This window comes from Paraburkholderia sp. SECH4 (genome assembly GCF_030511745.1).
Lineage (GTDB): Bacteria > Pseudomonadota > Gammaproteobacteria > Burkholderiales > Burkholderiaceae > Paraburkholderia > Paraburkholderia madseniana.
In genome coordinates this window covers 161684-173880 of record NZ_JALOCP010000005.1, presented here as the reverse complement: position 1 = coordinate 173880, position 12197 = coordinate 161684, and the positions used below count along the sequence as shown (strand labels likewise).

The 12197-nt window shown below is 61.5% G+C and carries 11 protein-coding genes; 1 reads left to right on the top strand and 10 read right to left on the bottom strand.

Going from position 1 to position 12197, the window contains the following annotated elements; genetic code table 11:
* Positions 1-51 precede the first annotated feature (51 nt).
* From M0D67_RS09985 to M0D67_RS09970, 4 genes are all read right to left on the bottom strand, one after another.
* Positions 52-1074: an aldo/keto reductase gene (locus tag M0D67_RS09985; RefSeq protein WP_266238720.1), complete on the bottom strand. Its 1023-nt coding sequence runs from the start codon at positions 1072-1074 to the stop codon at positions 52-54.
* Positions 1075-1166: 92 nt separating this feature from the next.
* Positions 1167-2033, bottom strand: a complete 867-nt coding sequence (locus M0D67_RS09980; protein WP_266238719.1) for an NmrA family NAD(P)-binding protein — start codon at positions 2031-2033, stop codon at positions 1167-1169.
* A 56-nt stretch (positions 2034-2089) separates the two neighbouring features.
* Positions 2090-3403 (bottom strand): serine hydrolase, encoded by a 1314-nt coding sequence (locus tag M0D67_RS09975; RefSeq protein WP_266238718.1) that lies wholly within the window; start codon positions 3401-3403, stop codon positions 2090-2092.
* Positions 3404-3453: 50 nt separating this feature from the next.
* Positions 3454-3789 carry a DUF4148 domain-containing protein gene (locus M0D67_RS09970; protein ID WP_266238717.1) on the bottom strand — a complete coding sequence of 112 codons (336 nt, stop codon included), beginning with the start codon at positions 3787-3789 and terminating at the stop codon, positions 3454-3456.
* Between the two features lie 160 nt (positions 3790-3949).
* Here M0D67_RS09970 and M0D67_RS09965 point away from each other — a divergent pair, with 160 nt between their 5' ends.
* Positions 3950-4864 (top strand): LysR family transcriptional regulator, encoded by a 915-nt coding sequence (locus M0D67_RS09965; RefSeq protein WP_154560182.1) that lies wholly within the window; start codon positions 3950-3952, stop codon positions 4862-4864.
* Between the two features lie 33 nt (positions 4865-4897).
* Here the strand turns inward: M0D67_RS09965 and M0D67_RS09960 are convergent, their stop codons facing one another.
* The 6 genes from M0D67_RS09960 to M0D67_RS09935 form a co-directional block, all read right to left on the bottom strand.
* On the bottom strand, positions 4898-6196 hold the full coding sequence (locus M0D67_RS09960) for an L-fuconate dehydratase (protein ID WP_154560181.1): 1299 nt from the start codon (positions 6194-6196) through the stop codon (positions 4898-4900).
* 166 nt (positions 6197-6362) lie between these two features.
* Positions 6363-7304 (bottom strand): ABC transporter substrate-binding protein, encoded by a 942-nt coding sequence (locus M0D67_RS09955; RefSeq protein WP_171927973.1) that lies wholly within the window; start codon positions 7302-7304, stop codon positions 6363-6365.
* A 98-nt stretch (positions 7305-7402) separates the two neighbouring features.
* Positions 7403-8428 carry an ABC transporter permease gene (locus M0D67_RS09950; protein ID WP_171927951.1) on the bottom strand — a complete coding sequence of 342 codons (1026 nt, stop codon included), beginning with the start codon at positions 8426-8428 and terminating at the stop codon, positions 7403-7405.
* A 24-nt stretch (positions 8429-8452) separates the two neighbouring features.
* On the bottom strand, positions 8453-9964 hold the full coding sequence (locus M0D67_RS09945) for a sugar ABC transporter ATP-binding protein (RefSeq protein ID WP_266238716.1): 1512 nt from the start codon (positions 9962-9964) through the stop codon (positions 8453-8455).
* A gap of 266 nt (positions 9965-10230) precedes the next feature.
* Entirely contained in the window at positions 10231-11196 is a 966-nt protein-coding gene (locus M0D67_RS09940) for a LysR family transcriptional regulator (protein WP_266238715.1), read from the bottom strand.
* Between the two features lie 236 nt (positions 11197-11432).
* Complete coding sequence (locus M0D67_RS09935; RefSeq protein ID WP_266238714.1) at positions 11433-12074, bottom strand: DsbA family oxidoreductase; 642 nt, start codon at positions 12072-12074, stop codon at positions 11433-11435.
* Between the last annotated feature and the right edge of the window lie 123 nt (positions 12075-12197).

The following is a 12197-nucleotide window of genomic DNA, read 5'->3' as shown; positions in this document are numbered from 1 at the left end:
GGTCACGTTGCAGTTGAAGATGGCGTGACGGCACGGCCGCTCCTCAAGCAATCAGCCCACCACTCGATCCTTGTCATGGAACTGCTGCATCCAGTACGGATATGGCAGGTGCGGCTGCGAAACCTGATCCAAACGTTCGGTCTGCGCTGCGCTCAACGCAATGTGCTCAGCGTCGAGGTTAGCGGTCAGTTGGTCGGTCGTGCGCGCGCCTACGATGACGGAACAGACTTCACGGCGCGCCAGAATCCAGGCCAATGCCACCTGAGCGGGCGACGCGTTCAATTCCGAAGCGATGTCGCGCAATACATGCACGACAGGATCCGCCTTCGCGGGATCGATCGGCGGAAAATTCAACGCGGTTCGACGCCCGGTTTCGCCGCTGCTTCCCTGCGTGTACTTACCGCTCAGGTACCCGCCCGCGAGCGGACTCCACACCAGAAGCGCAACATCATTCGCCTTTGCCACGGGCGCGATCTCATACTCGACGTCGCGGCTCGTCAGCGCATAGTGAACCTGATTGCTCACGATGCGGGCTCCATGCGTACAGTTGGCAATTCCCTGCGCACGTTCCAGATCGCCCGCGCTGAAATTGCACACACCGATGTGCCTCACCTTCCCCTGCGTAACAAGATCATCCAGCGCGCGAAGCGTTTCTTCGAGCGGCACGAGTGCGTCACGGTCGTGCAACTGAAAAAGGTCGATATGGTCCCGGCCGATACGCCGAAGACTCGTCTCCACCGAGCGCATGATGTGCGAGCGGCCGAGTCCGACGTCGTTGTGGCCGGCTCCTGTGCGCAACCGAACCTTGGTCGCGACCAGCATGCGCGATTCGTCGAGTCCGAGGTCAGCCAGTACCTGACCGACGACCGTTTCAGAGTGCCCTTGCGAATAAGCGTCTGCCGTATCGATCAGGTTGATACCGCGCTCGACTGCCATCGCGACAAGCCGGGTGGCCTGGGCACGGTCGAGGCCGGCAATTTCGCCCCAGATTCCGGTACCGGCACCAAAGGTCATGGCGCCAAGACAAAGACGGGAAATGCGCAGGCCTGACCTGCCGAGTGTGCTGTATTCCATAGCGAACCCCTTGATATGAATGCCTTGCTGAACGATGAACGGAAAGCACCCGGCGACGCGGCATCCTGCACGCGTCACCGGGTGCGTCCGCGTTAGCCCGCCTGCGAGACGAGGCCTCGCAGAACGGTTTCCAGTTCCACCTCGCCCTTGACGATGTCGGCTTCATTGCCTTCGAAGGCGATGAAGCCTTCATTGAAGCCGTCGAGCATGCGCATGCGCGGCAACGGGTCCGTCGTACCCTGGGACCGGAACAGCTCGCCCCATGTCTCACGCAACACCACCTCCGCACGAACCGGACGACCGAGCACCTGGGCAAATGCCGCGGCCAGATCGTTCGGGCTCACACGGTGCGGCCCCTCCAGTTCGACGACACGCACGCCGAGCCAGGTTTGTTGAAGCAGTTGCGCGGCGACGCGACCCACGTCCGCGGTCGCGACCATCGGCACCGCCTTGCCGAGCGGCTGCAGAAAGCTGGGGATGACCCCTGTGTCGCGGGCAGGCGCCACGTCCCACGCGGCGTTTTCCATGAACCAGCCGGGACGCAGGAATGTCACCGGCACCGGCAAATCCTGAAGCGCCTGCTCCATCAGCGTACGTTGCGTGAGCAGATTGATCTCGGTGGCTTGCGCGCCGATCGTCGACAGGCAGACCACCTTGCCAGGCGCCGCGGACTGAAGCGCCCCGCGCACAGCGTCAATGACAGCACGTGCCTCGGGAAAGCCCGGCGACGGATCGAAATCGGACGGCGGCAGGATGAAGACGCCTTGCGCGCCCTCGAAAGCGGCGGTAAGCGATGTCTCGTCGTCCATGTCGGCAGTCACCACTTCACATCCGCGCTCGGCCCACGAACGTGCCCGAGCGGCATCGCGTACCACCGCGCGTACGGACTGGCCCGCTGCGAGCAACGTGCGCGCCACCGCACCGCCGACCTTTCCTGTTATCCCTGTGATTGCATACATTGCAGTTTCTCCTTGCATAAATAGATGTGTCCCGAGCGCCGATCACTGACCGGTGATCAGGCGTGTTGCAAGCCGTGATACAGCCCCTGCTCGAACTGTCCGTACAGATCCACCACGCGAGGGTCGTAGAACGGCAGGATCTGCGTGAACAGCGTGCCGGTCACCTTCCTGACGGGATCGACCCAGAAATAGCTGTTCAGCAGTCCCGCCCAGCTGATGCTGCCCGCGCTGCGGCCATGCGGACCCGGCTGCGTGTTGATGTCGAAGGAAAGCCCCCACTTGTGCGGCATCCCAGGGAATTGATCGAAGCTGTTCGACCACGCCGGCTGTGCCGTCTTCATTTCGGTTACCTGAAGATCTCCGATGTGATTCTGGAACATCGTCGCAACGGTGTCGGCGCGCAGGACCCGCTCGCCGCGGTACGTCCCGCCGTTCACCAGCATCTGCAGGAGCGCCATGTAATCGCGCGGCGTGCTGAATGCCCCGCCGCCGCCCATAAAGAACTCGGGCCGCTGGTTGATCTCGAACGGAGCGGGCTTGAGCGATCCATCGGGTTGGCGGTTGTGCATGGTCGCCACGCGCTGCTTCTGCGCGCCGCTGATCAGAAATCCCGAATTGCTCATGCCGAGCGGCGCGAAGATGTGCTCGCGGAAGTAGACCTCCAGCGACTGATCGGTGACTGCCTCAACCAGCTTGCCCACCCAGTCCATCCCGATGCCGTACTGCCAGCGCTCGCCGGGCTCGAACTCCAACGGCGCCTTGAACGCGCCGTTCATCGAATAGCCAATATCCGGCATGCCGGTCACCTTTTCGTACCGGCTCATGTTTTCGCTCCAGATGCTGTACGTGAAGCCGGACGTGTGAGTCAGCAGGTGACGCACGGTAATCGTGTTGCGTGCAGGACGCAGTTTCGGCTGTCCGGATGCATCGAAGCCGTCCAGCACTTGCGGCGACTTCAGTTCCGGGAGAATGTCGCCCGCGGGTTGATCGAGTGAGAGCCTGCCCTGCTCGATGAGTTGCATACAGGCGGTCGCAGTGATCGCCTTGGTCATCGATAGCAGCCAGAACACCGTGTCGGGCGTCATCGCCGTACCCGTCTGGGGATTGGCATGGCCAGATGCGCCCTCGTAGACGAGCCCGCGCTGCGTGGCGCCCATCGCCACCACGCCGGCCACGGTGCCGTTGTCGACGGCCTGCCGCAGGGAAAGGTCAATCGAGGCAAAGGCTGGGTTGCGGACCAGAACACGATGACGCTCCTGATGACCCTCCGCGGCCTCCGTTCCGATGCTGGTCAATCCGCCCACTGCGGCGACCGCCAGGAGACCGGATGCCCGCTTCAACAGGTCGCGGCGGGTGAGTTGAACGGTCATCTCCTACTCCTTGGAAAATGGAATGAACAATGATTGGTGTGACACGCCGATCAACGATGTGCGTAAAGCGAGTTGAACGGTGCATTCGCGAGGGCTGCCGCAGCGACGCGATTGCCCGAATCGGACGAACCGCTGCGCACTCCGCCCACGCCACTGGCGACGTTCGACTCGGCGCCCTTCTGCGAGGCCACTGCTGCTTCGGCTGCCTGAATGTCGGCTGGGTAATGCGGATCGTTGGCTCGGCCGGGCTGGTAGCCCACGCTTTCCAGTTGGACGAGTTCCGCGCGCACCTGTGCACGCGTGACAGTCGAGGATTCCTGAGCGTAGCCAGCGACAGGGAAGGCGATGGCGGCGGCAACGGCAAGTGCGAGATAACCGGTATTCATGGCAATGCTCCTTTGGATCGTTGCGGTCGAAACGGACCGTTGGGATGCATTGTGGGTAAACTCGATGAGAAACTAAATGATACGAATGACACTTCTGAAGTGACAGGCAGTCACTAATGAGCCATAGTGCGGTTTTTGACGCACTGTGCGGGGAGCGCCAATGAGATCGTCCAGCGAGAATCTCTCTAGCGGTATCAGCGTATTTGCGGCCGTCGTCGATGCGGGGACGTTCGCAGCCGCGTCCGAAGTGATGGGTATGTCGCCCCCCGGAGTCAGCCGGGCAATCGCCAGGCTCGAGAAGCGGCTGAAAATACGGCTCTTCAATCGCACGACTCGCGCCGTTTCCCTCACGGAAGAGGGCAAACGGTTCTACGAGCAGGTCATGCCGCACTTAAGGGGAATGGAGGAAGCGGCAGCCGCCGCGTCAGGCGGCACCGCGACAGTACGCGGGAAACTGCGAATCAATCTTGATCCCGCTTTTTTTCGAATCGTTCTGGGTCCGAAGCTCGACGAATTCATGGATGCGCATCCTGAACTTGAACTCGAGTTCATTGCGAGAGATCAGCTTGGCGACCTCATCGTGGACGGCTTCGATCTGGCCTTGCGATTTGGCGAACCTCGCTCATCCAGTCTGATTGCGCGAAAGCTTCTGGACACCGCTGTTGTCACCGTCGCAGCACCCTCGTACCTCGCGCGCCGGGGGCGGCCAGCAGAGCCTCAAGATCTGGGTCGCGGGACGCACCGGTGCCTCGAATTCCGTAACCCGGAAACCGGAAAGCCGTATCCGTGGGAGTTTCATCGCAAGCGCAAAAAGCTGGTTGTCGAAACGAATGGACGGCTTACGGTGAACGATCCGAGCGCACTCTTCAACGCTTGTCTGGCCGGCTCCGGCGTCGCGCAGATGCTTCTGCTCGGAGCGGAACCCCTGATTCGGGAGGGACGGCTCGTCAACCTGTTCCCAGACTGGCCGGATGAGCGCTTCCCTCTCTATGCGTACCATCCATCGCGGCACCACACGCCGGCCAAGACAAGGGTGTTCCTTGACTTCATCGTCGCTTTGACGAGTACGAGTTAGCCGATGGCCGCAGAGGGCCCCGCGCGTGCCGCGTCAAACCCGCCAGGCCGGCCCCTCGGGAAAGTCATACTCATCAAGCGACGCTGCATGCATTTCGATGCTGTAGCCGGCACGCTGCGGCGGCATATAACGGCCGTTTCGAATCACGACAGGATCGACAAAATGCTCATGCAAATGATCCACGTATTCGAGCACCCGGTTGTCCAGCGACGCCGACACGCAGATATAGTCGAACAGCGAAATATGCTGGACGTACTCGCACAAGCCGACGCCACCCGCATGCGGACACACGGGCACACCGAATTTCGCCGCCATCAACAGGACGATGATCACCTCGTTCAGACCGCCAAGGCGGCAGCTATCGACCTGACAGAAGTCGATTGCTTGTGCCTGCAGCAACTGCTTGAACATCACCCGGTTTTGGCAGTGCTCGCCCGTCGCGACACCGATGGGCCGAATCCGCTCGCGGATAGCCGCGTGGCCGAGAATGTCGTCGGGACTCGTGGGTTCCTCGATCCACCAGGGATCGAATTCCGCCAGGCGCCGCATGTTCGCGACCGCTTCGTCGACATCCCACACCTGGTTCGCATCCATCATCAGCTTCAGGTTTTCGCCGATTTCTTCGCGCAGGATGCGGGCCCGGCGCATATCTTCTTCAATATTACCGCCCACCTTCTGCTTGAAGTGCGTCCAGCCCTGCGCGACACCTTCACGTGCGAGCCGGCGAATCTTGTCGTCGTCGTAACCGAGCCAGCCGGCCGACGTCGTGTAGGCCGGATAGCCGTGCGCCAGCATGTCCTTTTCGCGCTTGCCTCGCGTCTTTGCATGACGGTGCAGCATGGCGATGGCTTCCTGCGGCGTGATCGCATCGGTCACATAGCGGAAATCGAGGCATCGCACGAGTTCTTCGGGACTCATGTCGACGAGCAGTTTCCACACCGGCTTGCCTTCCGCTTTGGCCCACAGGTCCCAGGCCGCGTTCACGACAGCCGCCGTCGCCAGATGAATGGCGCCCTTGTCCGGACCGATCCAGCGCAACTGGCTGTCCGACGTCAACGCGCGCCAGAAGGCGCCCATGTTCGCTGCGATATCCTCGAGCGTTTTGCCGACGACCAGCGGGGCAAGCGCCTTCACCGCACTCACGCAGATCTCGTTGCCGCGGCCGATGGTGAAGGTAAGACCGTGACCTGTGAGCCCCGTCGGCGAATCGGTTTCGAGCGTCACGTAGGCAGCGGAGTAATCCGGCGCGGCGTTCATCGCATCGGAGCCGTCGAGTGAACGCGAGGTCGGGAACCGAATGTCCCGGACGGACAGCTTGGTGATCGTGGGCATCTGAACCCCTCCTCTGCGACAGCTATCGTCTTCTGCTTATAGGCAAAGAGGCCGTGCGTGTTCGCCTGGCCTCTTTGCAGCCATCTGCACTCCAGGCGGACGGGAGGCAAGAAAAGAAAAGGGAGCGCAGCGCCCCCTCCTCTCTCTTCGCGTCAGGCGGCCCCGGTCAATCGTAGAGCACAGCGGCGATCTTGGGATCGCTCATATTGCTCTTGTCGTACCAGTAGAAGCCCGTGTCGACTTTCTTGGGCAGCTTCTCGCCCTTCAACGCCTTCACCGCAGAGTCGACGACGCATTTGCCGATGCCGACCGGGTTCTGCGTAATGGCGCCGGCCATCAAGCCCGAATTGATGTCGTCCTTCTGCTCCTTGCCGGAGTCATAGCCGATCAGCACGAGCTTTTTGCCCGATTCCTTGACGCCGATCGCAGCACCTTCCGCCGACCCTTCATTCGCCCCGAAAATGCCCTTGAGATTGGGGTTGGCCTGGATCATCGTCTTGGCGATTTCCGCCGACTTCAGGTGGTCGCCGCCGCCGTACTGGACTGAGACGATCTTGATGTTCGGGTGCTTCGCTTTCATCTCATTCAGGAAGCCATCGCGGCGATCGATGCCGGTGCGGCTGGTCTGGTCATGCACCACCAGACCCACCTCTCCGGCATTGCCGATCGCCTCGGCCATCTTGTCGGCGGCGAGTGCGGCCGCGGCAAGATTGTCGGTCGCGCACGTGGTCAACGGAATGTCGCTGTCGACGCCCGAGTCGAAGGCGATCACGGGTATTTTGGCGGCCTGCGCCCGCTTCAACAGCGGAATGGCTGCCTTGCTATCGAGCGCGGCGATGCCGAGCGCCTGGGGCTTCTTGGCGAGCGCCGCCGAGAGCATGTCGATCTGCTTATCGACCATGGCCTCGGTTTCCGGACCCTCGAAAGTGATCCTGACGTTGTGCTCCTTGGCCGACTGTTCCGCGCCGGATTTAACCGCCTGCCAGAACTGATGCTGGAAGCCCTTCGAGATCAACGGGATGTAGGTGTCTTGCGCGTACGTCACACTCGCCCCGCCAATGAGCGCGCCAACGCCGACCACGACACCGATTAGTCTTCTTTTCAACATGGGGTTTCTCCTCCTAAGTTGGCCATCCACTTTCAGCCGTTCGGGGAGCCTTGGGCGCTCCCTTTTCTTGATCTTGTTTCGCGTAGCGTCAACCTTCGTCAGCTTTTCTTGCGCCGCAAAATATCGGCATAAACCGCGAGAATGATGATGAGGCCGGTCACCACGATCTGCCATTCCTGAGCAACGGACATGATGCGCAGGCCGTTGGTCAGCACGCTCATGATGAACGCACCGATGATCGTGCCCAGAATCGTGCCCGCACCGCCGCTGAGCGAGGTCCCGCCGATGACCACGGCGGCGATCGCTTCGAGTTCGTAACCTTGGCCTAGCGCCGGCTGCGCCGAATTCAGGCGCGAGGCAATCAGCAGCCCGGCGATGCCGCAAATTGCCCCGGCCAGGCCGTAAATGGCGATCTTCCACCGGTCGACATTCACGCCGGAAAGGCGCACCGCTTCTTCGTTGCTGCCAAGCGCAAACGTGTACCGGCCGAGCGCCGTGCGATTGAGCGTGATCGAACTTACCACCGCAAGGAAAAACAGGATCAGGACCGCGTTCGGAACCGGCAGGCTCGGCAGGAAAGAGCCGATCAGCGAATCCTGAGAAATCATGTAGAAGTTTTCGGTGTCGGTGAAATAGATCGGCTTGTCGGCCGAGACGACGAGCGAAAGACCTTTCAGCAGCAGCATCATGCCTAAGGTGGCAATGAACGGCGGTATTTTCATTTTCGCCGTGAGCGTGCCCGAAATGGTCCCGCAGATTGCGCCCGTCCCGATCGCAGCCACGACGCCGGTCCACATCGGCAAATGCCAATAGGTCAGAAACACGCCGCAAATGACCGCCGTGAAAGTCATCAAGGTACCGACGGACAAATCGATACCGCCCGTGATGATGACGAACGTGCAGGCAATCGCCAGCACGCCGTTGACGGCCGTCGCCTGCAGAATCCCGAGCATGTTGTCCATCTGCATGAACGCAGGGGACGCGAAGCTGAAAAAGACCAGCAACAGGATCAGGCTCCCGAAGGCGAGCAGCTTTTGCAGAGCGGTCGGCGTGAAGACGCGGGCTCTGAGGCCGGACAACCGCCCCTCGTTAGCGAGCGTCGAAGTATCCGATGGCTGTGTCATAAACTGGATCTCTCCTCTTCGGGCTCACGCCGCTTTTAAGGTTTCGCGCTGCGTCGCCAGTTGCATGATGCGCTCCTGCGTCGCCTCCGTGGCTGAAAGTTCGCCGGTAATGCGGCCCTCGCACATCACGACGATGCGGTCGCTCATGCGCAAGATCTCCGGCAGTTCCGACGAGATCATGACGATCGCCTTGCCTTGCCCGGCGAGCGAGCGCAGGAGTTTGTAAATTTCGCTCTTGGCGCCGACGTCGATGCCGCGCGTCGGCTCGTCGAAGAAAAGCACGTCGCAGTCGCGCTCGAGCCATTTCGCAACGACGATTTTCTGCTGATTGCCGCCCGAGAGAAGCCGCACCTCCTGCGTCGCGGAGGGCGTACGAATGGCGAGCAGATTGATGAAATGGGTGGCTGTCCGGCGGATCTCAGTGCGGCGCAAGAAAAAGTTGAGCGACAGGAATTTGCGCAGGTTGGACATCACGATGTTCGATTCGACGTTCATGCCGGTCGCAAGACCGAAGCGCTTCCGGTCTTCCGAGAGATAGCCGATGCCGCGCGCCACCGCATCGCTCGGATTCCTGATCGTCGCCTTCACGCCTTTCACGATGATTTCACCCGATTCGATCGGATCGGCGCCGAACACCGCGCGGGCGACCTCGGTGCGACCGGCGCCCATCAAGCCGGCAAAGCCCAATATCTCGCCTTTGCGCAGCGCAAAGCTGACGTCTCTGACAAGCGGGCCGGCATTCAGATTGTTGACTTCGAGCGCGATCTCGCCCGTGCCGGCGACGCTCTCAGAAGGCGCGGCGTCGGTCAAGATTCGACCGACCATCATGCCGATGATCGCGTCGACGCTGGTGTCTTTCGCGGTGACGGTGGCCACATATTCCCCGTCACGCAACACGGTGACGCGGTCAGCAATCTGCTTCAGCTCGTCCATCTTGTGGGAGATATAGACGATGCCCACGCCCCGGCTCTTCAGCTCGCGGATGATGCGGAACAGCTCGGCGATCTCGGCGTCGTTGAGCGCCGAGGTCGGCTCGTCCATGATCAGCACGCGCGAATCGAAGGACAATGCCTTGGCGATCTCGATCATCTGCTGCTTTGCGACGGTGAGCGTGCTGACCACCGCGCGCGGGTCGATATTCACATGCATGCGGGCAAGAATGTCGCGCGCCTGCTCATTGAGCTTGTCTTCGTCGAGGAACAGACCGAGGCGCCCACGCGGCTCGCGGCCGATGAACATATTCTGGGCGACGGTCAGGTGATTCATCAACTGGAGTTCCTGATGAATAATGCCGATACCCATGGCCTGCGCCTCGCGCGGGCTCGAGAACTCGACCGGCTGACCGTCATAGAGAATATCGCCCGTGTCCCGGGTGTAGACGCCGGCGAGGATTTTCATCAACGTCGACTTGCCGGCACCGTTCTCGCCCATCAACGCGTGGACTTCACCGGCCATGAGCTCGAACTGGACTTCGTGAAGCGCCCTCACGCCGGGAAAGCGCTTGTTGAGCCTTTTAACGGAAATGAGCGGGGTCATGGCGCGGATTGAACGACAATTCCGCGATCGCCGCTGGCCTCAATGCGGGGAGCGGGTCGAAAAAGCGCGGGAAGCCGCTGCGCCGGGCGTTGCCGGGTATTGCGGCTGAAATCGTAACGAGAAGCCAGACACATTGCTGGGCCACCCAAACTGATGTGCCACGATTTTACGACGCTGGATGGCAGCGGCTCAAGCGTAGGCATTCCCTAGTGTCGTGCGCACAGGTATCTCGCGCCTGCTTCCCATTATTTGGTTTGTCGCTCATTTCAGGCCGGTTCGGCGGCCGCCACGCCACGCAGACTCCGGTGCACGGGTGACGGCTCATGGCTTACGTGCCGCGCCGTTTCGAACAGTTCCGCGAGCCAGTTGACGAAGGCAAGCACGCGAGGCGGAGCGCGCCGATGACGCAGATACGCGACCGATACCGGCAGCGCCGCGGGCCTGCAATGCGGCAGCACTTCACGCAGCCGCCCGGAGTCGAGATAGGGCTGGGCGAGCGCCCGCGGCGGCTGGATCAGTCCAAGTCCGCGCAGTCCGCATTCGAGATAGGCATGCTCGTCGCTCACCTGCACGAAGCCCTCAATCGCCACGTTGACCGTGTCGCCTTCGACCTGAAAATCGAAATCCGCTGCACGCCCCGTTTGCGCACACATGTAATTCACCGCGATATGACCGCTTAGCTCATCGAACCGTTGCGGCGTGCCGTACCGTGCGAGATAAAGCGGGCTCGCACAGGTCACACGCTCGAGCGCGCCCAGTCGGCGAGCGGCGAGGCCCGCATCCGGCGACTTTCCAGTCAGAATGCAGCAATCGATCGCTTCGCCGGCCCGTTCGACCTGGCGGTTGCTGACGCCGAAGGTGAGCAGGATGTGCTCGTAGCGCGCGTGAAAATCGTCGAGCGCCGGAAACACGATCGCGTTCGCGACGACCGCCGGCATCTCAACGCGCAGCCGCCCGCGCGGCCGGTCGTCGGGATGCCGCAGGCTCGCCTCGATGTCGTCGAGGTCGGCGAGAATCTGCACGCAGCGCTCGTAATAGGCGGCCCCCTCGGCAGTCAGACTGAGCCGGCGCGTGGTGCGCACGAGCAACTGGATGCCGAGCATGGCCTCGAGGTTCTGCACGAGTGTTGTCGCGCTTGCGCGTGGAATCCCAAGCGACTGCGCGGCGCGGGTAAAGCTGTTGGCGTCGACGATGCGTACGAAGGTCTGCATCGCCATGATGCGATCCATCACGGGCGTCTCTCCTATCGATGTCGAGGCGCTATGGAACACAACACCAGCCTCGTCCTTGTAGAGCACACTAATGCCGTGCATCGAACGGTGTGAGTGACAAGTGTGGCGGGATTCAGTGTGCGGGCAATGAACCCGTCTTTCGTCTGCCGGTGAGAAAGCGGACGCGGACCGAAGTGAGTCTTCGGTTGCGGCCCGTTGAATGCAACGGGCCGCCGGCGCGATTGCCGATTGCCGCCCTACGCTTCGGCGAGAATCTGCTGGATGACTTGCTCGAAGGTTTCCACGGGTTGTCCGCCGCTCACCAGATAGCGTCCGTTGAAGATGATCGCCGGCACGGACTGGATGCCCTTCGACTGGAATTCCCGTTCTTCCGCACGGACGTCGTCGGCATAGATTCCGCTGCGCAGTACCTCACTTGCTTGCGCGGCGTCGAGCCCTACAGATTGAGCCGCTTCAACCAGGACTTCGTGATTGCTCGGGTCTTTGCCCTCGGCATGATAGGCCCGCAGCAGCGCCAGTTTGAGCGGCAACTGCTTGCCTTCGATACCGGCCCAATGCAGCAGGCGGTGCGCATCGAAGGTGTTATAGACGTGCGTACGCGGGCCGAAGGCAAAACCGACGCTCGCCCCGCGCTCGCGGATCATGGCCTGGGTTTCCGCGATCTGCTCCGGAGTACGTCCGTATTTCTTGCCGAGATAATCGACAATGGCTTCGCCGTCCGGCCCCATCTCCGGATTCAGCTCAAAGGGATGCACGATGACTTGAGCGTCGACCGTATCGCTCAAGCGCGATAGTGCGAGCTGGAGTGACGACAGGCCAATCGCACACCACGGGCATGCGATATCGGAGACAAAATCGATTGTTAGCTGTTGTTTCATTGCTTTCCTGACTGGAATAACCGTGTGGCACGGCCGCTGCGGTGCGACGCAAAACGGCCCACGCGGTAGCCTAGCCTGAATCGCTAGTTCTTGCAGGACCGCGCTCCGGATATGCGCCGAGGC